A 23,287-nucleotide genomic window follows, 5' to 3' on the forward strand; every position below is an offset into this window, starting at 1 on the left:
CGCGCGAATTTGAGGTATCAAAATGAACCAGGAACTGACGAACAACCCGTTCAACCCGCTGACCCCGCCCAAGGTCTTTGACGAAATCAAGGTCTCTCTGGCCAGCCCGGAACGGATCCTCTCGTGGTCCTATGGCGAGATCAAGAAGCCCGAAACCATCAACTACCGCACCTTCAAGCCGGAGCGGGACGGGCTGTTCTGCGCCCGTATCTTCGGCCCGATCAAGGACTACGAGTGCCTGTGCGGCAAATACAAACGGATGAAGTATCGCGGCGTCGTCTGCGAGAAATGCGGCGTTGAAGTCACGCTGCAGAAGGTCCGTCGCGAGCGTATGGGCCACATCGAGCTGGCCGCGCCCGTCGCCCATATCTGGTTCCTGAAATCGCTGCCCTCCCGCATCGGCCTGATGCTGGACATGACCCTGCGCGATCTGGAACGGGTGCTCTATTTCGAGAACTACGTGGTGATCGAACCCGGCCTGACCGACCTGCAATACGGCCAGATGCTCACCGAAGAAGAGTATATGGACGCGCAGGACGCTTACGGCATGGACGCCTTCACGGCGAACATCGGCGCCGAAGCCATCCGCGAAATGCTGCAGAACATCGACCTCGAAGCCGAGGCCGAGCAGCTGCGCGCCGACCTGGCCGAAGCCACCGGTGAGCTGAAGCCGAAGAAGATCATCAAGCGTCTGAAAGTGGTCGAATCCTTCCTGGAATCGGGCAACCGTCCGGAATGGATGGTGATGACCGTGATCCCGGTGATCCCGCCGGAACTGCGTCCGCTGGTGCCTCTGGACGGTGGCCGCTTCGCGACCTCAGACCTGAACGACCTCTATCGCCGCGTGATCAACCGGAACAACCGTCTGAAACGGCTGATCGAGCTGCGCGCGCCCGACATCATCGTCCGCAACGAAAAGCGGATGCTGCAGGAATCGGTCGACGCCCTGTTCGACAACGGTCGTCGCGGCCGTGTCATCACCGGCGCCAACAAGCGCCCGCTGAAGTCGCTCTCCGACATGCTGAAGGGGAAACAGGGTCGTTTCCGTCAGAACCTTCTGGGTAAACGCGTCGACTTCTCCGGCCGCTCGGTCATCGTGACCGGTCCCGAGCTGAAGCTGCACCAGTGCGGCCTGCCGAAGAAGATGGCGCTGGAGCTGTTCAAGCCGTTCATCTACTCGCGGCTGGAAGCCAAGGGCCTGTCCTCGACCGTGAAGCAGGCCAAGAAACTGGTGGAGAAAGAGCGTCCCGAAGTCTGGGATATCCTTGACGAAGTGATCCGCGAACACCCGGTGATGCTGAACCGGGCGCCGACGCTGCACCGTCTGGGCATCCAGGCCTTCGAACCCACGCTGATCGAAGGCAAGGCGATCCAGCTGCACCCGCTGGTCTGCTCGGCCTTCAACGCCGACTTCGACGGTGACCAGATGGCCGTGCACGTGCCGCTGAGCCTTGAGGCCCAGCTGGAAGCGCGCGTCCTGATGATGTCCACGAACAACGTGCTGTCGCCCGCAAACGGCGCGCCGATCATCGTGCCGTCGCAGGATATGATCCTCGGTCTCTACTACGTGACCATGCAGCGCGACGGCATGCCGGGCGAAGGCATGGTGTTCGGCTCGATCGACGAGGTTCAGCACGCGCTGGACGCCGGTGTCGTGCATCTGCACACCAAGATCACCGCGCGGATCCTGCAGATTGACGAAGAGGGCAACGAGGTTCTCAAACGGTATGAAACCACCCCGGGCCGTGTGCGCCTGGGCGCGCTTCTGCCGCTGAACGCCAAGGCGCCCTTCGAGTTGGTCAACCGCCTGCTGCGGAAGAAAGAGGTGCAGCAGGTCATCGATACCGTCTACCGCTACTGCGGTCAGAAAGAGTCGGTGATCTTCTGTGACCAGATCATGAGCCTGGGCTTCAAGGAAGCGTTCAAGGCCGGCATCTCCTTCGGCAAGGACGACATGGTGATCCCGGACAACAAGTGGGACATCGTCGAGGACACCCGCGAACAGGTGAAGGACTTTGAACAACAGTACATGGACGGCCTGATCACCCAGGGCGAAAAGTACAACAAAGTCGTCGATGCCTGGTCGAAGTGTAACGACCGCGTCACCGATGCGATGATGGGCTCGATCTCGGCTGTCAAACACGACGAGAACGGTGCCGACATGGAACCGAACTCGGTCTACATGATGGCGCACTCCGGGGCCCGGGGCTCGGTCACGCAGATGAAACAGCTGGGCGGGATGCGCGGCCTGATGGCGAAGCCGAACGGCGACATCATCGAGACGCCGATCATTTCGAACTTCAAGGAAGGCCTGACCGTGCTGGAGTACTTCAACTCCACCCACGGCGCGCGGAAAGGTCTGTCCGACACCGCTCTGAAAACCGCGAACTCGGGCTATCTGACCCGGCGTCTGGTGGACGTGGCGCAGGACTGCATCGTGCGGGCGCACGATTGCGGCACCGACAATGCGATCACCGTCGAAGCGGCCGTCAACGACGGCGAAGTGGTGGCCAGCCTGGGCGAACGCATCCTGGGTCGTGTCGCGGCCGAGGATATCGTGCGGCCCGGCTCGGACGAGGTGATCGTCGCCATCGGTCAGCTGATCGACGAGCGCATGGCCGACAATATCGAAGAGGCCGGCATCCAGACCGCCCGCATCCGCAGCCCGCTGACCTGCGAGGCCGAGGAAGGCGTCTGTGCCATGTGCTACGGGCGTGACCTTGCCCGCGGCACCATGGTCAACACCGGTGAGGCCGTCGGCATCATCGCGGCCCAGTCGATCGGTGAACCCGGCACCCAGCTGACGATGCGGACCTTCCACATCGGCGGCGTTGCCCAGGGTGGTCAGCAGTCCTTCCAGGAAGCCGGCCAAGACGGTGTCGTCAGCTTCGAGAACCCGACGCTGCTGGAAAACGCCAACGGCGAGATGCTGGTGGTCGGCCGCAACATGAAGCTGCTGATCAAGGACGACGCCGGCGAGGAGCGGGCCAGCTACAAGCTGGGTTACGGCACCAAGCTGTTCGTCTCCGAAGGCGCCCAGGTGTCGCGTGGCGACAAACTGTTCGAATGGGATCCCTACACCCTGCCGATCATCGCCGAGAAATCGGGGACCGCGAAATATGTCGACCTGGTTTCGGGTGTCGCCGTCCGCGACGAGACCGACGAAGCCACCGGCATGACCCAGAAGATCGTGATCGACTGGCGCGCCGCACCGAAAGGCAACGAGCTGAAACCGGAAATCATCCTGGTCGACGCCGATGGCGAGCCGGTGCGCAACGATGCGGGCAACCCGGTGACCTATCCGATGTCGGTGGACGCGATTCTGTCGATCGAGGAAGGCCAGTCGGTGCAGGCCGGTGACGTTGTCGCGCGTATCCCGCGCGAAGGGGCCAAGACCAAGGACATCACCGGTGGTCTGCCGCGTGTGGCCGAACTGTTCGAAGCCCGTCGTCCCAAGGACCACGCCATCATCGCCGAGATCGACGGCTATGTCCGCTTCGGGCGCGACTACAAGAACAAGCGTCGCATCTCGATCGAGCCGGCGGACGAAAGCCTGGAGCCCGTGGAATACATGGTGCCGAAGGGCAAGCACATCCCGGTGCAGGAAGGCGACTTCGTGCAGAAGGGCGACTACATCATGGACGGCAACCCGGCGCCGCACGACATCCTCTCCATCATGGGGGTCGAGGCGCTGGCGAACTACATGATCGACGAGGTGCAGGACGTCTACCGGCTGCAGGGCGTGAAGATCAACGACAAGCACATCGAGGTGATCGTTCGCCAGATGCTGCAGAAGTGGGAGATCTCGGAAAGCGGCGATACCACGCTGCTGAAGGGCGAACACGTCGACAAGCAGGAGTTCGATCAGGCCAACGAGAAAGCCATTGCCAAGGGCGGTCGCCCGGCGCAGGGCGAGCCGATCCTTCTCGGGATCACCAAGGCGTCGCTGCAGACCCGCAGCTTCATCTCGGCGGCCTCCTTCCAGGAAACCACCCGCGTGCTGACCGAGGCCTCGGTTCAGGGCAAGCGCGACAAGCTGGTCGGCCTGAAAGAGAACGTCATCGTGGGTCGTCTGATCCCCGCCGGCACCGGCGGCGCCACCCAGCGTGTGCGCCATATCGCGCAGCAGCGTGACAACGTGGTGATCGAAGCCCGCCGTGAGGAAGCCGAAGCCGCCGCCGCCCTGGCCGCGCCGATGGCCGACGACATCATCGGCGGTGACGAGTTCGACAATCTGGTGGAAACGCCGGAAAGCCGCGATTGATCATCGCTCTGTCACGATAAGACATCAGACCCCCGCGGCCCGTCCGCGGGGGTTTTTCTTTGCTCCGGGCGGCGCCGGTGGCGCCGATTGCCGCTTTCCTTCCGGCGGGCGGCGGTGTTTTCTGGGGGAACGGCAAGACGGAGTGAGCGGGCATGGACCGGAAGGTCAAGACGGTGGGGCTGGTCAGATTTTCGGTGCTGACGCCGACCTATTATTCCGAACGCTTCAAGACACTCGAAGAGACCGCGGCGCATATCTTCGCGCCTGAGCGGATGGAGCTGCGGTTCAACCTGTTCGAAAAGCTCTGCCTGCCGTCGCTGGTGCGCCAGTCCGACCCCGAATTCGACATGGTGGTGCTGACCGCCGAGTCGATGCCGCCGCAGTATCTGGAGCGACTTCTGGACCTGATCGAGCCACTGCCCAATATCCATTGTCTGCCGGTGGGGACCGAGAACCACTACAAGCTCCTGCAGAAGGGCTATAACGCGGTGTCGAAAGAGGGCTATTCCCACCGCATCCTGTTCCGGCTGGATGACGATGACGCGGTGGATATCGATTTCGTCAAGCGGACCAAGAAGATCGCCACGGCGATGCTGAAGCTGCAGGGGCCGAAAACGCCCTTCGTGATCGCCTATAACCGCGGGTTCTATGTGCGGTCCACCGGCGAGACGGCGGAGATCTTCGATGCCTGCGAACGCGCGCCCTTGTCGACGGGCACCACGCTGGTGGCGCCCTCGGGCAGCAGCTACAACCCCTATCGCTTCAACCACCGCAAGCTGGCGCAGCATTTCAACACCTATTCGGATATCTCTGTGCCGGCCTTCATCCGCACCATCCATGGCGACAACAAATCCAACCCGGCGCAGATGGGGTTGACCCACAAGATGGGCGAGGCGCAGATCGCCAAAGCGCTCAAACGCCATTTCGATGTGACGCCGGAGGCGCTGCGCGCGCTCTGATCCCGATGACACCGAATACCCGTGGGGCTGCCCTGATGATGGGCAGCACGGCCGCTTTCACCCTGAACGACACCTGCATCAAGGCCACCGGCGGCGAGGTGCCGCTGATGCAGCTTCTGACCCTGCGCGGCGGGGTGAGCTGCCTGCTGCTCTATCTCCTGGCGCGGTATCTGGGGGCGTTACGGCTGCGGCTGAGCCGGGGAGACCTGGGGCTTCTGGCGCTGCGCTCGGGGACCGAGGTGGTCGCCGCCTATCTGTTCCTGGTGGCCCTGATGACAATGCCGCTGGCCAATGTCACCGCCGTGCTACAGGTGCTGCCGCTGACCGTGACCCTGGGGGCGGCACTGGTCTTCGGTGAACGCATCGGCTGGCGGCGCCTGCTGGCGATCGGTCTTGGCTTTTGCGGCATGCTGCTGATCGTGCGGCCGGGGCCGGAGGGCTTCAGCCCGCACACCGGCTATGTGCTGGCGGCGGTGCTCTGCGTCACGGTGCGCGATCTGGCCACCCGGCGGATGTCGTCGCATGTGCCGACGATGACCGTCACGGTCCTCTCCGCCTTTGCCGTTTTCGCCTGTGCCGGCATCGCCTCGCTATGGGAGGACTGGGCGCCGCTCGACACCGGCCATGTCGCGCTGATCGGCGGCTCGGCCATCTTCGTGATGCTGGGCTATGTGCTCAGCGTCATGGTAATGCGGGTGGGAGAGGTCTCCTTCGTGGCGCCGTTCCGCTATACCGGGCTGATCTGGGCGCTGGTGCTGGGCTGGCTGGTGTTCGGCCACTGGCCGGCGCCGCTGACCCTGCTGGGCGTGGCGGTGGTGGCGGCGGCAGGGCTATTCACGCTCTATCGCGGGCGTCAGGTGGCGGTGGAGAACACCCGCCGCACCTGATCCGCATCGACGTTATAGGTATCGCGAAACGCTGCCTCCTGCTTGCGGGTGAGTGGCGTCAGCGGCACCGGCTTGATTCCTGGCTTCTGCCGCGAATCGTTATAGTCGTTATGACCGCGCAGCAGCATGTCCTCTCCGGTGAAGCTGATCGCCGGCATCATTCGCGGCAGCTTCTCATGGGCGAAGTTCATTACCGTCAGCTTGACCGAGGGCTTGAACATCAGAGCGAGCGCGGCGGTGGTAAAGGGCCGTTGGGTGGGCGCCGCGGCCAGCCCGTCGGGGCCGGGACGGACGATATGACCCTGGTTGAAGTCGATGGCGAGATGGCGATGCCTGCGGCTGAGCTTGCGCAGATCGGCGGCCGCCTCCCGCAGCCGCTCGACATAGACCCGCGCCACCGCGTCGTCGTCGTCCATGCGGAACTGCAGGCAGGGCTCCTTGTCGAACCGGCGGACGGAATTGATGGCCTCCTGCATCACCTGGCGGTGCTGGCCCGGGGCATGGGCCTGGATCACCGCCTGCGGCAGATCGGCGATCAATGCGCTCAGCCGGTCCATATACTGCGGCGGCAGACTGTCGCCGGTGACGATCAGCAGGGTGAAATCGGGATCGGTCTGCGCCCGGAGCGGCGGCAGCGTCAGCGTCTCGAAGGTGCGGAACCGCTCCTCCATCCGGGCGGGATCGTAGAGAAAGGCGGCGCGGTCCTGCAGGGTGTCGTGTTCGACTTGAAAGCCGCCCAGGCCCAGATAGGAAAACCGGCAAATTCCGATGACCTGCATCGCGCTGCGCTCCTTCGGTGCGGGCAGGGGGCGCCACGCTCTTGCACCTTCGCAGCGCCGGGGGTAGATGGCAAGCCGAGGCCGCCGCCCCACGGACCGAGGGGGCAGGGCAGGCGGGGGCCGCGCCGCGCGATCCCCCCCCCGGTGTTGACACCGGACGCGACTCCCCCTATTACGCGCGCTATCTCGGCACCCGGGGGTCGCCCCAACCGCCGATTTCATATTGTAGTGGTCAAGATCCAGGCAATTTTGCAGCCTCGATCCTCTGATAACCCACCGCGTCGTTCACCTCGGAATGGGAACGATTGCGGTTTTTGCGCTTGCGGACGCGTATGCGCACGAAATTGGAACCGCACGCACATGCGTGCATAGACACATGTGTTGCGAAACGGGGAAAGAACCGGAATGCCAACGATCCAACAGCTGATCCGCAAGCCGCGGCAGCCGAAAGTGAAGCGCTCGAAATCCATGCACCTGGAGCAGTGCCCGCAGAAACGCGGCGTCTGCACGCGCGTCTACACCACCACGCCGAAGAAACCGAACTCCGCTATGCGGAAAGTTGCCAAGGTCCGTCTGACCAACGGATTCGAGGTGATCAGCTACATCCCCGGTGAAAGCCATAACCTTCAGGAGCACTCGGTGGTCCTGATCCGTGGCGGCCGGGTCAAAGACCTTCCCGGTGTTCGCTACCACATCCTGCGTGGTGTTCTGGATACCCAGGGCGTCAAAGACCGTAAGCAGCGCCGCTCGAAATACGGCGCGAAGCGTCCCAAGTAAGGAGAGAGCGAGATGTCCCGTCGTCACGCCGCCGAGAAGCGCGAAGTTCTGCCCGACGCCAAATATGGCGACCGCGTTCTGACCAAGTTCATGAACAACCTGATGATCGATGGCAAGAAATCGGTCGCAGAGAAGATCGTCTACAACGCGCTGGATCGCGTTGAGACCAAGATCAAGCGCGCCCCCGTCGAAGTCTTCCACGAAGCGCTCGACAACATCAAACCGGCCGTCGAAGTTCGTTCGCGCCGCGTTGGTGGTGCCACCTACCAGGTTCCGGTCGAAGTGCGCCCCGAGCGCCGTGAAGCGCTGGCGATCCGCTGGCTGATCACCGCAAGCCGTGGCCGTAACGAGAACACCATGGAAGAACGCCTGGCCGGCGAGCTTCTGGATGCCGTGCAATCGCGTGGCTCTGCTGTTAAGAAACGCGAAGACACCCACAAGATGGCAGAGGCCAACAAGGCCTTCTCGCACTATCGCTGGTAACCTTCTCAAGGGCTGAAACCAATGGCACGCGAATATCCCCTCGACCGGTACCGCAACTTCGGTATCATGGCGCATATCGATGCTGGTAAGACCACCACGTCGGAACGCATCCTGTATTACACCGGCAAATCCCACAACATCGGTGAGGTGCACGATGGTGCAGCCACCATGGACTGGATGGAGCAGGAGCAGGAACGCGGCATCACCATCACCTCGGCTGCGACGACCACCTTCTGGGAACGCACCGAAGACGGTGAAACCGCGCAGACCCCGAAGCACCGCTTCAACATCATCGACACCCCCGGTCACGTCGACTTCACCATCGAGGTGGAGCGTTCGCTCGCCGTTCTCGACGGTGCGGTTGCCGTGCTGGACGCCAACGCCGGCGTTGAGCCGCAGACCGAAACCGTGTGGCGTCAGGCCGACCGCTATGAAGTTCCGCGGATCGTCTTCGTCAACAAAATGGACAAGATCGGCGCCGACTTCTTCAACTGCGTGCGCATGATCGAAGACCGCACCGGCGCCCGTCCGGTTCCGGTCGGTATCCCGATCGGCGCCGAGACCGAGCTGGAAGGTCTGCTGGACCTGGTCCTGATGAAGGAATGGCTCTGGAAAGGCGACGACCTCGGCGCATCCTGGGTGCTCGAAGACATCCGTCCCGAGCTGCAGGAGCAGGCCGACGAGTGGCGTGGCAAGATGATCGAAGCCGCCGTCGAAATGGACGACGACGCGATGATGGCCTACCTCGAAGGTGAAGAGCCCGACGTTCCCACCCTGCGCGCTCTGCTGCGCAAGGGCTGCCTGTCGATGACCTTCGTGCCGATGCTGGGTGGCTCCGCCTTCAAGAACAAAGGCGTTCAGCCGCTGCTCAACGCTGTGATCGACTATCTGCCGAGCCCGCTCGACGTGGTTGATTACATGGGCTTCAAACCGGGCGACGAAGAAGAAGTCCGGAACATCGCCCGCCGCGCGGACGACGACATGCCGTTCTCGGGCCTGGCGTTCAAGATCATGAACGACCCCTTCGTCGGCTCGCTCACCTTCACCCGTATCTACTCGGGCAAGATGAACAAAGGCGACACCGTCCTGAACTCCACCAAGGGTAAGAAAGAGCGCATCGGTCGTATGATGATGATGCACTCCAACAACCGTGAGGAGATCGAGGAAGCGTTTGCCGGCGACATCATCGCTCTGGCAGGTCTGAAAGACACCACCACCGGTGACACGCTCTGCGACGTCAAGGAACCGGTTGTGCTGGAAACCATGACCTTCCCCGATCCGGTGATCGAGATCGCGGTCGAGCCGAAGACCAAAGGCGACCAGGAAAAAATGTCGGCGGGTCTGGCCCGTCTGGCAGCCGAGGACCCCTCCTTCCGCGTCGAAACCGACCTCGAGTCCGGTCAGACCATCATGAAGGGCATGGGCGAACTTCACCTGGACATCCTGGTCGACCGCCTGAAGCGCGAATTCAAGGTGGAAGCGAACATCGGTGCGCCGCAGGTGGCCTATCGCGAAACCATCTCGCACAAGGTCGAGCACTCCTACACCCACAAGAAACAGTCGGGTGGTTCGGGTCAGTTCGCTGAGGTCAAGCTGGAAATCACCCCCACCGAGCCGGGCGAAGGTTACTCCTTCGAATCGCGCATCGTGGGTGGTGCCGTGCCGAAGGAATACATCCCCGGCGTGGAAAAAGGCATCAACTCGGTCATGGACTCCGGTCCGCTCGCCGGCTTCCCGGTGATCGACTTCAAAGTGGCGCTGCTCGACGGTAAGTTCCACGACGTCGACTCCAGCGTTCTGGCCTTCGAGATTGCCGCCCGCATGTGCATGCGCGAAGGCATGAAGAAAGCCGGCGCGAAGCTGCTGGAACCGATCATGAAGGTCGAAGTGATCACCCCGGAAGAATACACCGGCGGGATCATCGGCGACCTGACCTCGCGTCGGGGCCAGGTGACCGGTCAGGAAACCCGCGGCAACGCGATCGCGATCAACGCCTTCGTGCCGCTGGCGAACATGTTCGGCTACATCAACACCCTGCGCTCGATGTCCTCGGGCCGCGCGCAGTTCACGATGCAGTTCGATCACTACGATCCGGTGCCGCAGAATATCAGCGACGAAATCCAGGCGAAATACGCCTAAGTCAACACGAGATGCAGCGGGCGCGGGTCTTTGAGGTCCGCGCCACGCTCCAATTTTAAAGGAGGCCATCATGGCAAAGGAAAAGTTTGACCGTTCGAAACCGCACGTGAACATCGGTACGATCGGCCACGTTGACCACGGCAAGACGACGCTGACGGCTGCGATCACGAAGTATTTCGGCGACTTCAAAGCCTACGACCAGATCGACGGCGCCCCGGAAGAGAAAGCGCGCGGGATCACCATCTCGACGGCGCACGTTGAATACGAGACCGAGAGCCGTCACTACGCGCACGTCGACTGCCCCGGCCACGCGGACTACGTGAAGAACATGATCACCGGTGCGGCGCAGATGGACGGCGCGATCCTGGTGGTGAACGCGGCTGACGGCCCGATGCCGCAGACCCGTGAGCACATCCTGCTGGCCCGTCAGGTCGGCGTGCCGGCCCTGGTCGTGTTCATGAACAAGGTTGACCAGGTCGACGACGAAGAGCTGCTCGAGCTCGTCGAAATGGAAATCCGCGAACTGCTGTCGTCCTACGACTTCCCCGGCGACGATATCCCTATCGTTGCAGGCTCGGCGCTGGCCGCGATGGAAGGCCGTGATCCGGAGATCGGCGAAAACAAGATCCGCGAACTGATGGCGGCCGTGGATGAATACATCCCGACCCCGGAACGCGCCGTGGACATGCCGTTCCTGATGCCGATCGAAGACGTGTTCTCGATCTCGGGCCGCGGCACCGTTGTGACCGGTCGTGTGGAACGTGGCGTGATCAACGTCGGCGACACCATCGAGATCGTCGGCATCAAGGACACCCAGACCACCACCTGCACCGGTGTGGAAATGTTCCGCAAGCTGCTGGATCGCGGGGAAGCCGGCGACAACATCGGCGCGCTGCTGCGCGGCATCGACCGTGACGCGGTGGAACGTGGCCAGGTTCTGTGTAAGCCGGGCTCGGTGACTCCGCACACCAAGTTCGAAGCCGAAGCCTACATCCTGACCAAGGAAGAAGGCGGCCGCCACACCCCGTTCTTCGCGAACTACCGTCCGCAGTTCTACTTCCGGACCACCGACGTGACCGGGACCGTGACGCTGCCGGAAGGCACCGAGATGGTGATGCCGGGCGACAACCTGAAGTTCGAAGTCGAACTGATCGCGCCGATCGCGATGGAAGACGGCCTGCGCTTCGCCATCCGTGAAGGCGGCCGCACCGTCGGCGCCGGCGTTGTGTCGAAGATCATCGAATAATCAGCGAAGCTGATGTTCCTACGGAAAGGGCCTCCTTCGGGAGGCCCTTTTTGTTTGGATGCGGTGATCTCGGGACAGGCACATGAGGGTGGTGTCGAAGCTCATCGCATAATCGCGGCGGGTTTCCCCACCCACAGAGAGGTCCTCAGAAAGGGCCGCGCCACTGCCCCCGGTGCGAACCGGCGGTCCGCCGGTGCCTTCGGCGAGAGTATTTGGGCAGAGAAGAAGCGCCGGGTGTACTCTGCTCGAACCGGTGCCCTCCCTCAGGCTCTTTTCTTGGCTGAAAATATCCTCGGGGGTGAATTGGCCCTTCAGGGCCAAGAGGCGGAAGACTGCCCCCCCGCCCGGGGCGGTTCCTTGTGCGGCGGGTAAGGTTTTCTGGGCCTTTTTGCGGTTCCGTCTTGTCCCGTGGGGTTTTGCCGTGTATGTGGCGCGGGTTCGCGACTGCGAATGAAGGCGGGATGATTCCCGCCTTTTGGGTTCGATGAGGGATCGCGATGAGCGCGAGCCCTCCTCTCAACCCCAACGCCTGGATAAAAAGGCAATACGATGCAAAGCCAAAACATCCGTATCCGGCTTAAGGCGTTCGATTACCGCGTGCTCGATGCCAGCACGCAGGAAATCGTCAACACCGCCAAGCGGACCGGCGCCAGTGTGCGCGGCCCGATCCCGCTGCCGAACAAGATCGAGAAGTTCACCGTTCTGCGTGGGCCTCACGTCGACAAGAAATCCCGTGACCAGTTCGAGATCCGCACCCACAAGCGGCTCCTGGACATCGTTGATCCGACCCCGCAGACGGTGGACGCGCTGATGAAGCTCGACCTCGCCGCCGGCGTGGACGTCGAGATCAAGCTGCAGTCGTAAGGTCGGAGGGTAGTAGATATGCGCTCTGGTATTATCGCAAAGAAAGTCGGCATGACCCGGCTGTTCATGGAAGACGGCAAGCAGATCCCTGTGACCGTGCTGCATCTGGACAACCTGCAGGTCGTGGCGCAGCGCACCACCGAGAAAGACGGCTACACCGCCGTTCAGCTCGGCGCAGGCAGCCCGAAAGTGAAACGCGTGAGCAAAGCCATGCGCGGCCATTTCGCCGCCGCCAAGGTCGAGCCCAAGCGCAAGCTGGCCGAATTCCGCGTCGACCCGGACAACCTGATCGAAGTGGGCGCCGAAATCTCGGCCGAGCACTTCCTGGCAGGTCAGAAGGTGGACGTTTCCGGCACCTCGATCGGTAAAGGCTTTGCCGGTGCCATGAAACGGCACAATTTCGGCGGTCTGCGCGCCTCGCACGGTGTGTCGATCTCGCACCGCTCGCACGGCTCCACCGGTCAGTGTCAGGAACCCGGCAAGGTGTTCAAAGGCAAGAAAATGGCCGGCCACATGGGTGCCGCCCGTGTGACCACCCAGAACCTGGAAGTGGTCCGCACCGATGCCGACCGCGGCCTGGTCTTCGTCAAGGGCGCCGTTCCCGGCTCCAAAGGCGGCTGGGTGACGGTCAAGGATGCGGTCAAGAAGAAACTGCCCGAAGGCGTGCCGTTCCCGGCCGGTCTGAAAGCAGCGGCTGCGGCCGAAGCAGCGGAAGCCCCCGCGGAAGGTGGTGAAGCATGAAACTGGACGTGATCAATCTGGACGGCGGTAAAGCCGGCGACATCGAGCTCTCGGAAGAGCTGTTCGGTCTGGAGCCGCGCGCAGACATCCTGCACCGCGTCGTCCGCTGGCAGCGTGCTGCCGCGCAGGCCGGCACCCACAAGGTGAAGACCCGCTCGGAAACCAGCTACTCGACCAAGAAGCTGTATCGCCAGAAAGGCACCGGCGGCGCCCGTCACGGCGACCGCAACGCGCCGATCTACCGTAAGGGTGGTATCTACAAGGGTCCGACCCCGCGCAGCCACGCCCACGACCTGCCGAAGAAATTCCGTAAGCTGGGCCTGCGTCACGCGCTGTCGGCCAAGGCGAAAGCCGGTGAGCTGGTGGTGATCGAGTCGGCCGAGTCGGAAGGCAAGACCGCAGCGCTGGCCAAACAGGTGAAGAACCTGGGCTGGAAGCGCGCCCTGATCATCGATGGCGCTGCCGTGAACGAGGGCTTCGCCCGCGCCGCGCGCAACATCGAAGGGCTGGACGTGCTGCCGACCATCGGCGCAAACGTGTATGACATCCTGAAGCGTGACACCCTGGTGATCACGAAGGCGGGTGTCGAAGCTCTGGAGGCTCGACTGAAATGAGCGCGAAAGCAGAACACTACGATGTGATCCGCAAGCCGGTCATCACCGAGAAGGCCACCATGGCGTCGGAAAACGGCGCGGTCGTCTTCGAGGTCGCCATCGACAGCAACAAGCCGCAGATCAAGGAAGCGGTCGAGGCGCTGTTCGGGGTCAAGGTGAAGGCTGTCAACACCACCGTCACCAAGGGCAAGGTCAAGCGCTTCCGCGGCCAGATGGGCAAGCGGAAAGACGTGAAAAAGGCCTATGTGACCCTGGAAGAGGGCAACACGATCGACGTGTCGACCGGCCTCTGATCAGACCTCAGGTCTGGAAGAATTGGAAAGCCCCTCGCCGTAAGGCGGGGGGCTTTTCGTTATGGGTTGAGGTTATGACCTTCCATTTTCACATGTCGGTGAGTGCTCCTAGCAACTGTATCTATCAGAAGCGACAGGAATGGGAGCCCAGCCGCCTCTGATAGATACAGTTGCTAAGCCGTGGATCGCGCACGTTATTCTAAGGACTGTCGCCGGATGTAGCGAATTGGTGGAGAGCTTGGGGTCGGTGATTGACTTCGGACCTGAGATGTACCCGGAATACAGGGTGTTCCTTTGTGATCATGCGAATTTCGCACTGCTAGACCTTTTAAATGCGGCATCCGACGATGAAGTAGTCGCGACGAAGGCTGCCTTTTGGGAAACTCTCGCGTAGGAAGTTCGCCCCCTAGACACCTCCCCCTAACCCTGCTAAATGCCACCAATCCTGAAGCCCCGGATTCGTTCCGGGGCTGCTTGATTTTGTAACCGGGGACCTTCGGGGCCCTTCAAACTGGCCACCTTCGGGGGGCTTTAACATAGCGGGTCCAAAGACAAGAACCTAAGGACCCGTGTGCTAGACGGAAGACAGAAAGCATGGCACTCAAGTCGTATAAGCCGACGACGCCGGGCCAGCGCGGGCTGGTGCTGATCGACCGTTCGGAGCTGTGGAAAGGACGTCCGGTCAAATCCCTTACCGAGGGTTTGACCAAGTCGGGCGGCCGGAACAACACCGGACGGATCACCTCTCGCCGCCGTGGTGGCGGGGCAAAACGCCTGTACCGGATCGTTGATTTCAAACGCAACAAATTCGACGTGGCGGCCACCGTTGAGCGGATCGAATATGACCCGAACCGGACCGCCTTCATCGCGCTGATCAAATACGAAGATGGCGAACAGGCCTATATCCTGGCGCCGCAGCGTCTGGCCGTGGGCGACAAGGTCGTCGCCGCCGCCAAGGCCGACATCAAGCCTGGTAACGCGATGCCCTTCTCGGGCATGCCGATCGGGACGATCGTTCACAACATCGAAATGAAACCCGGCAAAGGCGGCCAGATCGCCCGTGCCGCCGGCACCTACGCCCAGTTCGTCGGTCGCGACGGCGGCTATGCCCAGATCCGCCTGTCCTCGGGCGAGCTGCGCATGGTGCGTCAGGAATGCATGGCCACCGTCGGTGCCGTGTCGAACCCCGACAACAGCAACCAGAACTACGGTAAGGCCGGCCGTATGCGTCACAAGGGCATCCGCCCCAGCGTGCGCGGCGTCGTCATGAACCCGATCGACCACCCCCACGGCGGTGGTGAAGGCCGGACCTCGGGCGGCCGTCACCCGGTGACCCCCTGGGGTAAGCCGACCAAGGGTGCGCGTACCCGCAACAAGAACAAGGCGTCGCAAAAGCTTATTATCCGCTCGCGTCACGCCAAGAAGAAAGGCCGCTAATCCATGGCTCGTTCTGTTTGGAAAGGCCCCTTTGTTGACGCTTACGTGCTGAAAAAAGCCGAAGCGGCACGCGAAAGCGGGCGCAATGAAGTGATCAAGATCTGGTCGCGTCGTTCCACCATCCTGCCCCAGTTCGTCGGGCTGACCTTTGGTGTGTACAACGGCCAGAAACACATTCCCGTCAACGTCTCGGAAGACATGATCGGTCAGAAGTTCGGTGAGTATTCGCCGACCCGGACCTATTACGGTCACGCCGCCGACAAAAAAGCGAAGCGGAAGTAAGTCATGGGTAAGGAAAAGAATCCCCGCCGCGTGGCCGAGAACGAAGCGATGGCCAAGACCCGTATGCTTCGCACCAGCCCGCAGAAACTGAATCTGGTTGCGGCGATGATCCGTGGCAAGAAGGTCGAAAAGGCTCTGACCGATCTGACCTTCTCGAACAAGCGGATCGCCGAGGACGTGAAGAAATGCCTTCAGTCCGCGATCGCCAACGCTGAGAACAACCACAACCTGGACGTGGACGAGCTGATCGTGGCGGAAGCCTATGTCGGCAAGAACCTGACCATGAAGCGTGGTCGTCCCCGTGCCCGTGGCCGGTTCGGCAAGATCATCAAGCCGTTCTCGGAACTCACGATCAAGGTGCGTCAAGTCGAGGAGCAAGCCTAATGGGTCAGAAAGTCAATCCGATCGGCATGCGCCTTCAGGTCAACCGCACCTGGGACAGCCGCTGGTACGCCGATACCAAGGATTACGGTGATCTTCTGCTGGAAGACATCAAGATCCGCGATTTCATCAAGGACGAGTGCAAGCAGGCCGGCGTGGCCCGCGTGATCATCGAGCGCCCGCACAAGAAGTGCCGCGTGACGATCCACACCGCACGTCCTGGCGTGATCATCGGCAAGAAAGGCGCCGACATCGAGGTTCTGCGCAAGAAGCTGTCGAAAATGACCGACAGCGAACTGCACCTGAACATCGTCGAAGTCCGCAAGCCCGAGCTTGACGCACAGCTGGTCGGCGAGTCCATCGCCCAGCAGCTGGAACGCCGGGTGTCCTTCCGCCGCGCGATGAAACGGGCCGTGCAGAACGCCATGCGCATGGGCGCCCTGGGTATCCGGGTGAACGTGGCTGGCCGTCTGGGCGGTGCGGAAATCGCACGGACCGAATGGTATCGCGAAGGCCGTGTGCCGCTGCACACCCTGCGCGCTGACATCGATTACGCCCATTCCGAAGCCACGACCCCCTATGGGATCATCGGCATCAAGGTCTGGATCTTCAAAGGCGAGATCATGGAACATGATCCGTCCGCGCGGGATCGCAAGGCACAAGAGCTGCAGGACGGCCCGGCCCCGCGTGGTGCCGGTGGCGGCCGCCGCGACCGTTAAGGAGTAGCAGGATATGCTTCAGCCAAAGCGTACAAAATTCCGCAAGATGCACAAAGGCCGGATCAAGGGTCTGGCCAAGGGCGGTAGCGATCTCAACTTCGGTCACTACGGTCTGAAGGCGCTCCAGCCGGAGCGCGTGACGGCCCGGCAGATCGAAGCTGCCCGCCGTGCCATGACGCGCCACATGAAGCGTCAGGGCCGCGTCTGGATCCGCATCTTCCCGGATACCCCGGTGACCTCCAAACCCACCGAGGTCCGGATGGGTAAAGGTAAGGGCTCGGTCGATTACTGGGCCGCCAAGGTCAAACCCGGCCGCGTGATGTTCGAGATCGACGGTGTCAGCGATGAAATCGCCCGCGAGGCCCTGCGCCTGGCCGCGATGAAGCTGCCGATCAAGACCCGCGTCGTGGTCCGCGAGGACTGGTAATCCGGGCGCCGGGCGACGACCCGGTCCCATGAGATCGAAACCCCCGCCGGGCGACCGGCGGGGGTTTTTCTTTGTTGCCGGCCGGGCAGGGGGCTCTGCCCCAATCGCCTGCGGCGATTCCCCCGGGATATTTCTGCCAGATCGAAGGCGGGGCAATGCGCCTCTCGCGCCGGGCGGCGGGGCGCGCTAAGAGATGAGCATGTCACAGATCGAATCTCTCTTCGTCACCCGCCTCTATCGCGCCGCGCTGCGCGAGCATGGGCCTGCCATCGATGCCGCCGAGCTGGAAGCGTCCTGCTACTCCATCGCCGAGGATGACGAGGCGGGACAGGAGTGGTGCGAGCAGAACGGCTATCCCGGCTATACGTCTTACGCGTCGTTGACCGATCTGCCCTGGCGGTTCCCGATCTTCGGCGATCTGGTGAAATCGCTGGATGCGCATGTGGCGGCCTTTGTCGAGGATTTGCAGTTCGATCTGGACGGTCGGGCGCTGCAGTTGGAGGATCTTTGGATCAACATCTTGCCCGAAGGCGGGACCCATGCCTCGCATATCCATCCGCACAGCGTGATCAGCGGCACCACCTACGTGTCGATGCCCGAGGGCGCCAGCGCGATCAAATACGAGGATCCGCGCTCGGCGATGATGATGGCGGCGCCGCCGCGGCGCAAGGAGGCGCGGCGCGAGCTGCAGAGCTTCGTCTATGTCGCCCCCGAGGTGGGGGAGGTGCTGCTGTGGGAAAGCTGGCTGCGCCATGAGGTGCCGCTCAACATGGCGGAAGACGAGCGGATCAGCGTCAGTTTCAACTACAGCTGGGCGTAACGCGCCCGGCGAGGGAGGATGTCTCAGGGGGCTGCGGCCCTCTCTTCTGCATGGGAAAGACCGGATGGATCCTCGCAAGCTTGAAATGACCGTTCTGATGACGCCGGACATGGCGAATTTCAGCGGCAAGGTGCATGGCGGTGCCTTGCTGAACCTCCTGGACCGGGTGGCTTTTTCCTGCGCTTCGCGGTTCTCCAAACAATATGCGGTGACGCTTTCGGTCGATCAGGTGACCTTCAAGCAGCCGATCAACGTGGGTGAACTGGTGACCTTCCGCGCCAGTGTGAACCATGCCGGGCGCACGTCGATGGAGATCGGCATCCGGGTCGAGGCGCAGGACATCCGCGCCGGCACCACCCGGCACACCAATTCGTGCTACTTCACCATGGTTGCGGTGGATGAGGCCGGAGAGCCGACCCCGGTGCCAGAGTTGGCGGTGCTGGACGAGACCGAGGCGCGGCGCCAGCGCGCGGCGGAAATGCGCAGGACCCTGCGGCGCCAGATCTCGGAAGAGATGAAGAAGGCCAGCCAGGGCTGAGCCCCGCAGCGGCGCCTGCAGAAAGCCCAAGTAATCGCTTGCCCCGCGGGTGATCCTCACTTATAGAGCCCCATCTCACGGATTCCCGCCTTGGCGGGATTCGTGTGTCTGCAATTCATCCACCAGGTCCAGGGTGACCCGATCAGCGGGGCCTTCTGGTGTTTTGAGAAAAGGAAAAGGCGATGAACGCCAAAGAACTGCGTGAAAAGACGCCGGACCAGCTGCGTGAAGAGCTGGCCAACCTGAAGAAAGAAAGCTTCAACCTGCGCTTTCAACAGGCCACCGGTCAGCTGGAAAGCACTGCCGGCATCAAAGCGGCCCGCCGCAACGCTGCCCGCGTGAAAACCATTCTGAACGAAAAAGCTGCTGCCGCAGCCGGCGACGCATAAGGAGCCAGATAGATGCCCAAACGTATCCTCTCCGGCACCGTGACCAGCGACGCCAACGCCCAGACCGTGACCGTGCTGGTGGAGCGCCGCTTCACCCACCCGGTTCTGAAGAAGACCATCCGTAAGTCCAAGAAATACCGGGCTCACGATGAGAACAACACCTACAAGGTGGGTGACGCGGTCCGCATCATCGAATGCGCTCCGAAGTCGAAGACGAAACGCTGGGAGGTTCTGGAGGCGTAAGTCTTCCGAACCTTTCGGCCTGATCGAAACCCTGGGGGACAGAAGAACACAAGCCCCCACAGGTCGGGAGAAACCACATGATCCAGATGCAGACCAATCTGGATGTTGCTGACAACTCCGGCGCACGCCGAGTTCAGTGCATCAAGGTCCTGGGTGGTTCCAAGCGGAAATACGCGTCGGTGGGTGACATCATCGTCGTTTCCGTCAAGGAAGCCATTCCGCGCGGTCGCGTGAAAAAAGGGGACGTCCGCAAGGCCGTCGTCGTGCGCACCGCCAAAGAAGTCCGTCGTGAAGACGGTACCGCCATTCGCTTCGACCGCAACGCGGCCGTGATCCTGAACAACAACAACGAGCCGGTCGGTACCCGTATCTTCGGCCCGGTTGTTCGCGAACTGCGTGCGAAGAACTTCATGAAGATCATCTCGCTGGCTCCGGAGGTGCTGTAATCATGGCTGCGAAACTCCGCAAAGGCGACAAGGTCGTCGTGCTGGCCGGTAAGGACAAGGGCAAGGAAGGCACCATCGCCTCCGTTGACCCGAAAGCCGGCAAAGCCGTGGTCGAAGGCATCAACATGGCCATCCGCCACACCCGTCAGACCCAGACCAGCCAGGGTGGTCGCCTGCCCAAGGCCCTGCCGCTCGACCTGAGCAACCTGGCGCTGCTGGATAAGAACGGCAAAGCCACCCGCGTCGGCTTCCGCATGGAAGGCGACAAAAAGGTGCGTTTCGCCAAGACCACGGGGGACGTGATCGATGCTTGATGCTGCAACCTACACCCCGCGCCTCAAGACGCTTTACGCTGACACCATCCGCGCCGCTCTGAAAGAAGAGTTCGGCTACAAGAACGATATGATGATCCCCAAGCTGGAGAAAATCGTTCTGAACATCGGCTGTGGCGCCGAGGCGGTGAAAGACAGCAAGAAGGCGAAATCGGCTCAGGAAGACCTGACCGCCATCGCCGGCCAGCTGGCTGTCGTCACCAAGGCGAAGAAATCCATCGCTGGTTTCCGGGTTCGCGAAGGCATGCCGCTGGGCGCCAAAGTGACCCTGCGCGGCGACCGGATGTATGAATTCCTCGATCGTCTGATCACCGTTGCGATGCCGCGTATCCGCGACTTCCGCGGCGTTTCGGGCAAGTCGTTCGACGGCCGTGGCAACTATGCCACCGGTCTGAAGGAACACATCGTGTTCCCCGAGATCGACTTCGACAAGGTCGATGAGACCTGGGGGATGGATATCATCATCGCCACCACAGCGAACACCGACGCGGAAGCGAAGGCACTGCTGAAGCATTTCAACATGCCGTTCAACAGCTGATCGCGGGAAGGATTGGACATGGCTAAAAAAGCAATGATCGAACGCGAGAAGAAGCGCGAACGGCTGGTGGCGAAATACGCCGAGAAACGTGCCGCGCTGAAAGAGATCGCGAATGACGAGAGCCGCCCGATGGAAGAGCGTTTCAAAGCGCGTCTGAAACTGGCGAAACTGCCGCGCAACAGCTCGGCCACCCGGCTGCACAACCGCTGCCAGCTGACCGGCCGTCCGCATGCTTACTACCGTAAGCTGAAAGTGTCGCGGATCATGCTGCGGGAACTGGGCTCGAACGGCCAGATCCCCGGTCTGGTGAAATCGAGCTGGTAAGGAGAGCATAGAGATGAACGATCCTATCGGCGATATGCTCACCCGTATCCGCAACTCGCAGATGCGTGGCAAAAGCACCGTCCTCACACCGGCGTCGAAACTGCGCGCCTGGGTTCTGGATGTGCTGGCAGACGAAGGCTATATCCGCGGCTACGAAGCGGTGACCGGTGAAAACGGCCACCCGGCTCTGGAAATCAGCCTGAAATACTTCGAAGGCGAACCTGTCATTCGTGAACTGAAGCGGGTCTCCAAACCCGGTCGTCGCGTTTACATGGGCGTCAAGGACATCCCGCAGGTCCGTCAGGGCCTGGGCGTGTCGATTGTCTCCACCCCCAAGGGTGTGATGTCGGACGCAAACGCACGCAGCGCCAATGTTGGCGGTGAAGTGCTCTGCACCGTCTTCTAAGGAGGTCCAGAGATGTCTCGTATTGGTAAGAAACCGGTCGAGCTGCCCAGCGGCGTGACCGCCACGATCTCGGGCCAGACCGTTGAAGTGAAGGGGCCGAAAGGCACCCGCAGCTTCACCGCCACCGACGATGTGACCATCAGCGTCGAAGAAAACGCTGTCAAAGTCGAGCCGCGCGGCAAGTCCAAGCGTGCCCGTCAGCAGTGGGGCATGTCCCGCACCCAGGTCGCCAACCTGGTGACCGGTGTGACCCAGGGCTTCAAGAAAGAGCTGGAGATCCAGGGTGTGGGTTACCGGGCTCAGATGCAGGGCAACGTCCTGAAACTGAACCTGGGCTACAGCCACGATGTCGATTTCCAGATCCCGGACGGTGTCACCGTGACGGCTCCGAAACAAACGGAGATCGTGGTGGAAGGCATCGACCAGCAGCTGGTCGGTCAGGTCGCAGCGAACATCCGCGAATGGCGTGCGCCGGAGCCCTATAAGGGCAAGGGCATCCGTTACAAGGGTGAGTATATCTTCCGCAAGGAAGGCAAGAAGAAGTAAGGACGCTCAAAATGGCAAACAGCAAACGGACCCTGTTTCTGAAACGCCGCCTGCGCGTTCGGAACAAACTTCGCAAGGTCAACGCCGGGCGGCTTCGCCTCTCGGTGCACCGGTCGAACAAGAACATCAGCGTTCAGCTGATCGACGACGTGCGCGGCGTGACCCTGGCCTCGGCCTCCAGCCTGGAAAAAGATCTGGGCGTTGTCGGCAAGAACAACATCGACGCGGCTGCAAAAGTGGGCGCGGCGATTGCCGAGCGCGCCAAGAAGGCCGGTGTCGAAGAGGCATACTTCGATCGGGGTGGCTTCCTCTATCATGGCAAGGTGAAGGCTCTGGCCGACGCCGCGCGTGAAGGTGGCCTGAAGATCTAAGTTCAGCGTGGGCGGTGCCTGCACCGCCCCGATGATCCGGGGGCCTGCCGCCACGGCGGTGGCCCACCAGGATTGGATAAACCGGCGCCTGGCGCCTGGATGAAAGGAATGCCTTATGGCAGAACGTGAAAACCGCCGGGGTAACCGTCGCGAACGCGAGGAAACCCCTGAATTTGCCGATCGTCTCGTCGCGATCAACCGGGTGTCGAAAACCGTCAAGGGCGGTAAGCGCTTCGGTTTCGCCGCGCTGGTCGTCGTCGGTGACCAGAAAGGCCGCGTCGGCTTCGGCAAGGGCAAGGCCAAAGAGGTGCCCGAGGCGATCCGCAAGGCCACCGAGCAGGCCAAGCGTCAGATGATCCGTGTGCCGCTGCGCGAAGGCCGCACGCTGCACCACGACATGCATGGCCGCTGGGGCGCCGGTAAGGTCGTCATGCGCGCCGCTCCGGAAGGGACCGGGATCATCGCCGGTGGTCCGATGCGCGCCGTGTTCGAGATGCTGGGTGTGAAAGACGTCGTTTCGAAGTCGATCGGCTCGCAGAACCCCTACAACATGATCCGCGCCACCCTGGACGGCCTCAAGAAAGAGCAGTCGCCCCGTCTGGTGGCACAGCGCCGCGGCAAGAAAGTCGCAGACATTCTGCCCAAGCACGATCACCACGCGCCGGCCGCTGAGCCGGTCGCAGAGGAGGCGTAATCCATGGCCAAGACCATTGTTGTGAAACAGATCGGTTCGCCGATCCGTCGCCCCGCCAAACAGCGTGCCACGCTGGTCGGCCTGGGCCTGAACAAGATGCACAAGACCCGCGAGCTGGAGGATACCCCCTCGGTCCGCGGCATGGTCAACTCGATCCCGCATCTGGTCGAGATCATCGAAGAGCGCGGCTGAGCCCGACCGGTCTTCGACGGACAGAGAAACGCCCCCGGACACTCCGGGGGCGTTTTTCGTTGGGGTGCGGGAGAAGGCGGTTGACAGAAATGGGGCGCGGGGCGGAGCATCGTGGTGAATTTCCGATTACCCATTTTCTGCGACAGGGCTTCGAAC

General features: G+C 62.0%; 30 protein-coding genes. 29 read left to right on the plus strand and 1 reads right to left on the minus strand.

The window, feature by feature from the left end:
- Positions 1 to 22 precede the first annotated feature (22 nt).
- From rpoC to QO033_RS13325, 3 genes are all read left to right on the plus strand, one after another.
- On the plus strand, positions 23 to 4,264 hold the full coding sequence (gene rpoC / locus QO033_RS13315; protein ID WP_284481472.1) for a DNA-directed RNA polymerase subunit beta': 4,242 nt from the start codon (positions 23 to 25) through the stop codon (positions 4,262 to 4,264).
- Between the two features lie 152 nt (positions 4,265 to 4,416).
- Entirely contained in the window at positions 4,417 to 5,223 is an 807-nt protein-coding gene (locus tag QO033_RS13320) for a glycosyltransferase (protein WP_284481473.1), read from the plus strand.
- A gap of 5 nt (positions 5,224 to 5,228) precedes the next feature.
- The gene (locus tag QO033_RS13325; protein WP_284481474.1) at positions 5,229 to 6,110 is read left to right on the plus strand and encodes a DMT family transporter; all 882 of its coding nucleotides are present in this window, start codon (positions 5,229 to 5,231) and stop codon (positions 6,108 to 6,110) included.
- Here the strand turns inward: QO033_RS13325 and QO033_RS13330 are convergent.
- On the minus strand, positions 6,077 to 6,889 hold the full coding sequence (locus QO033_RS13330) for a putative rhamnosyl transferase (protein WP_284481475.1): 813 nt from the start codon (positions 6,887 to 6,889) through the stop codon (positions 6,077 to 6,079). The genes QO033_RS13325 and QO033_RS13330 overlap by 34 nt on opposite strands.
- Positions 6,890 to 7,294: 405 nt before the next feature.
- Here QO033_RS13330 and rpsL point away from each other — a divergent pair, with 405 nt between their 5' ends.
- The 26 genes from rpsL (at position 7,295) to rpmD (ending at position 23,131) form a co-directional block, all read left to right on the plus strand.
- Positions 7,295 to 7,666 (plus strand): 30S ribosomal protein S12, encoded by a 372-nt coding sequence (gene rpsL / locus QO033_RS13335; RefSeq protein WP_005621086.1) that lies wholly within the window; start codon positions 7,295 to 7,297, stop codon positions 7,664 to 7,666.
- A gap of 12 nt (positions 7,667 to 7,678) precedes the next feature.
- Complete coding sequence (gene rpsG, locus QO033_RS13340) at positions 7,679 to 8,149, plus strand: 30S ribosomal protein S7 (RefSeq protein WP_284481476.1); 471 nt, start codon at positions 7,679 to 7,681, stop codon at positions 8,147 to 8,149.
- Positions 8,150 to 8,170: 21 nt separating this feature from the next.
- On the plus strand, positions 8,171 to 10,288 hold the full coding sequence (gene fusA, locus QO033_RS13345; RefSeq protein WP_284481477.1) for an elongation factor G: 2,118 nt from the start codon (positions 8,171 to 8,173) through the stop codon (positions 10,286 to 10,288).
- A 70-nt stretch (positions 10,289 to 10,358) separates the two neighbouring features.
- On the plus strand, positions 10,359 to 11,534 hold the full coding sequence (gene tuf / locus QO033_RS13350; protein WP_284481426.1) for an elongation factor Tu: 1,176 nt from the start codon (positions 10,359 to 10,361) through the stop codon (positions 11,532 to 11,534).
- 549 nt (positions 11,535 to 12,083) lie between these two features.
- Positions 12,084 to 12,398 carry a 30S ribosomal protein S10 gene (gene rpsJ / locus QO033_RS13355; protein WP_108838874.1) on the plus strand — a complete coding sequence of 105 codons (315 nt, stop codon included), beginning with the start codon at positions 12,084 to 12,086 and terminating at the stop codon, positions 12,396 to 12,398.
- Between the two features lie 18 nt (positions 12,399 to 12,416).
- Positions 12,417 to 13,139 (plus strand): 50S ribosomal protein L3, encoded by a 723-nt coding sequence (rplC, locus tag QO033_RS13360; RefSeq protein ID WP_284481478.1) that lies wholly within the window; start codon positions 12,417 to 12,419, stop codon positions 13,137 to 13,139.
- Positions 13,136 to 13,753: a 50S ribosomal protein L4 gene (rplD, locus tag QO033_RS13365; protein ID WP_284481479.1), complete on the plus strand. Its 618-nt coding sequence runs from the start codon at positions 13,136 to 13,138 to the stop codon at positions 13,751 to 13,753. Before rplC ends, rplD begins: the two co-directional genes overlap by 4 nt.
- The gene (locus QO033_RS13370) at positions 13,750 to 14,046 is read left to right on the plus strand and encodes a 50S ribosomal protein L23 (RefSeq protein ID WP_028094075.1); all 297 of its coding nucleotides are present in this window, start codon (positions 13,750 to 13,752) and stop codon (positions 14,044 to 14,046) included. The genes rplD and QO033_RS13370 overlap by 4 nt, the downstream gene beginning before the upstream one ends.
- Before the next feature lie 594 nt (positions 14,047 to 14,640).
- Complete coding sequence (rplB, locus tag QO033_RS13375) at positions 14,641 to 15,483, plus strand: 50S ribosomal protein L2 (RefSeq protein WP_284481480.1); 843 nt, start codon at positions 14,641 to 14,643, stop codon at positions 15,481 to 15,483.
- A gap of 3 nt (positions 15,484 to 15,486) precedes the next feature.
- Positions 15,487 to 15,765: a 30S ribosomal protein S19 gene (gene rpsS / locus QO033_RS13380; protein WP_008554066.1), complete on the plus strand. Its 279-nt coding sequence runs from the start codon at positions 15,487 to 15,489 to the stop codon at positions 15,763 to 15,765.
- Positions 15,766 to 15,768: 3 nt separating this feature from the next.
- The gene (rplV, locus tag QO033_RS13385) at positions 15,769 to 16,149 is read left to right on the plus strand and encodes a 50S ribosomal protein L22 (RefSeq protein WP_284481481.1); all 381 of its coding nucleotides are present in this window, start codon (positions 15,769 to 15,771) and stop codon (positions 16,147 to 16,149) included.
- Complete coding sequence (gene rpsC / locus QO033_RS13390) at positions 16,149 to 16,865, plus strand: 30S ribosomal protein S3 (protein ID WP_284481482.1); 717 nt, start codon at positions 16,149 to 16,151, stop codon at positions 16,863 to 16,865. Before rplV ends, rpsC begins: the two co-directional genes overlap by 1 nt.
- Positions 16,866 to 16,878: 13 nt before the next feature.
- Complete coding sequence (gene rplP, locus QO033_RS13395) at positions 16,879 to 17,292, plus strand: 50S ribosomal protein L16 (RefSeq protein ID WP_284481483.1); 414 nt, start codon at positions 16,879 to 16,881, stop codon at positions 17,290 to 17,292.
- A gap of 199 nt (positions 17,293 to 17,491) precedes the next feature.
- Positions 17,492 to 18,112 (plus strand): 2OG-Fe(II) oxygenase family protein, encoded by a 621-nt coding sequence (locus tag QO033_RS13400; protein ID WP_284481484.1) that lies wholly within the window; start codon positions 17,492 to 17,494, stop codon positions 18,110 to 18,112.
- Positions 18,113 to 18,176: 64 nt separating this feature from the next.
- Positions 18,177 to 18,650 (plus strand): acyl-CoA thioesterase, encoded by a 474-nt coding sequence (locus QO033_RS13405; RefSeq protein ID WP_284481485.1) that lies wholly within the window; start codon positions 18,177 to 18,179, stop codon positions 18,648 to 18,650.
- Between the two features lie 182 nt (positions 18,651 to 18,832).
- Positions 18,833 to 19,039 carry a 50S ribosomal protein L29 gene (gene rpmC, locus QO033_RS13410; protein WP_284481486.1) on the plus strand — a complete coding sequence of 69 codons (207 nt, stop codon included), beginning with the start codon at positions 18,833 to 18,835 and terminating at the stop codon, positions 19,037 to 19,039.
- Positions 19,040 to 19,051: 12 nt separating this feature from the next.
- Positions 19,052 to 19,282, plus strand: a complete 231-nt coding sequence (gene rpsQ, locus QO033_RS13415) for a 30S ribosomal protein S17 (RefSeq protein WP_284481487.1) — start codon at positions 19,052 to 19,054, stop codon at positions 19,280 to 19,282.
- Positions 19,283 to 19,359: 77 nt separating this feature from the next.
- A complete protein-coding gene (rplN, locus tag QO033_RS13420; RefSeq protein ID WP_005621870.1) occupies positions 19,360 to 19,728 on the plus strand; it encodes a 50S ribosomal protein L14 in 369 nt (122 codons plus the stop codon).
- A 2-nt stretch (positions 19,729 to 19,730) separates the two neighbouring features.
- Complete coding sequence (rplX, locus tag QO033_RS13425; RefSeq protein ID WP_284481488.1) at positions 19,731 to 20,042, plus strand: 50S ribosomal protein L24; 312 nt, start codon at positions 19,731 to 19,733, stop codon at positions 20,040 to 20,042.
- Complete coding sequence (rplE, locus tag QO033_RS13430; protein ID WP_284481489.1) at positions 20,035 to 20,598, plus strand: 50S ribosomal protein L5; 564 nt, start codon at positions 20,035 to 20,037, stop codon at positions 20,596 to 20,598. Before rplX ends, rplE begins: the two co-directional genes overlap by 8 nt.
- 18 nt (positions 20,599 to 20,616) lie before the next feature.
- Positions 20,617 to 20,922, plus strand: coding sequence for a 30S ribosomal protein S14 (rpsN, locus tag QO033_RS13435; RefSeq protein WP_284481490.1), 306 nt, complete (start codon positions 20,617 to 20,619; stop codon positions 20,920 to 20,922).
- Between the two features lie 13 nt (positions 20,923 to 20,935).
- Entirely contained in the window at positions 20,936 to 21,328 is a 393-nt protein-coding gene (gene rpsH, locus QO033_RS13440) for a 30S ribosomal protein S8 (protein ID WP_284481491.1), read from the plus strand.
- Between the two features lie 12 nt (positions 21,329 to 21,340).
- Complete coding sequence (rplF, locus tag QO033_RS13445; protein WP_284481492.1) at positions 21,341 to 21,874, plus strand: 50S ribosomal protein L6; 534 nt, start codon at positions 21,341 to 21,343, stop codon at positions 21,872 to 21,874.
- Positions 21,875 to 21,885: 11 nt separating this feature from the next.
- The gene (gene rplR, locus QO033_RS13450) at positions 21,886 to 22,245 is read left to right on the plus strand and encodes a 50S ribosomal protein L18 (RefSeq protein WP_284481493.1); all 360 of its coding nucleotides are present in this window, start codon (positions 21,886 to 21,888) and stop codon (positions 22,243 to 22,245) included.
- Between the two features lie 115 nt (positions 22,246 to 22,360).
- A complete protein-coding gene (gene rpsE, locus QO033_RS13455) occupies positions 22,361 to 22,939 on the plus strand; it encodes a 30S ribosomal protein S5 (protein WP_284481494.1) in 579 nt (192 codons plus the stop codon).
- A gap of 3 nt (positions 22,940 to 22,942) precedes the next feature.
- Positions 22,943 to 23,131 carry a 50S ribosomal protein L30 gene (gene rpmD, locus QO033_RS13460; RefSeq protein WP_050931352.1) on the plus strand — a complete coding sequence of 63 codons (189 nt, stop codon included), beginning with the start codon at positions 22,943 to 22,945 and terminating at the stop codon, positions 23,129 to 23,131.
- The last annotated feature ends 156 nt before the right edge of the window (positions 23,132 to 23,287 follow it).

The sequence above is a fragment of the Pseudodonghicola flavimaris genome (genome assembly GCF_030164425.1).
Classification (GTDB): domain Bacteria; phylum Pseudomonadota; class Alphaproteobacteria; order Rhodobacterales; family Rhodobacteraceae; genus Pseudodonghicola; species Pseudodonghicola flavimaris.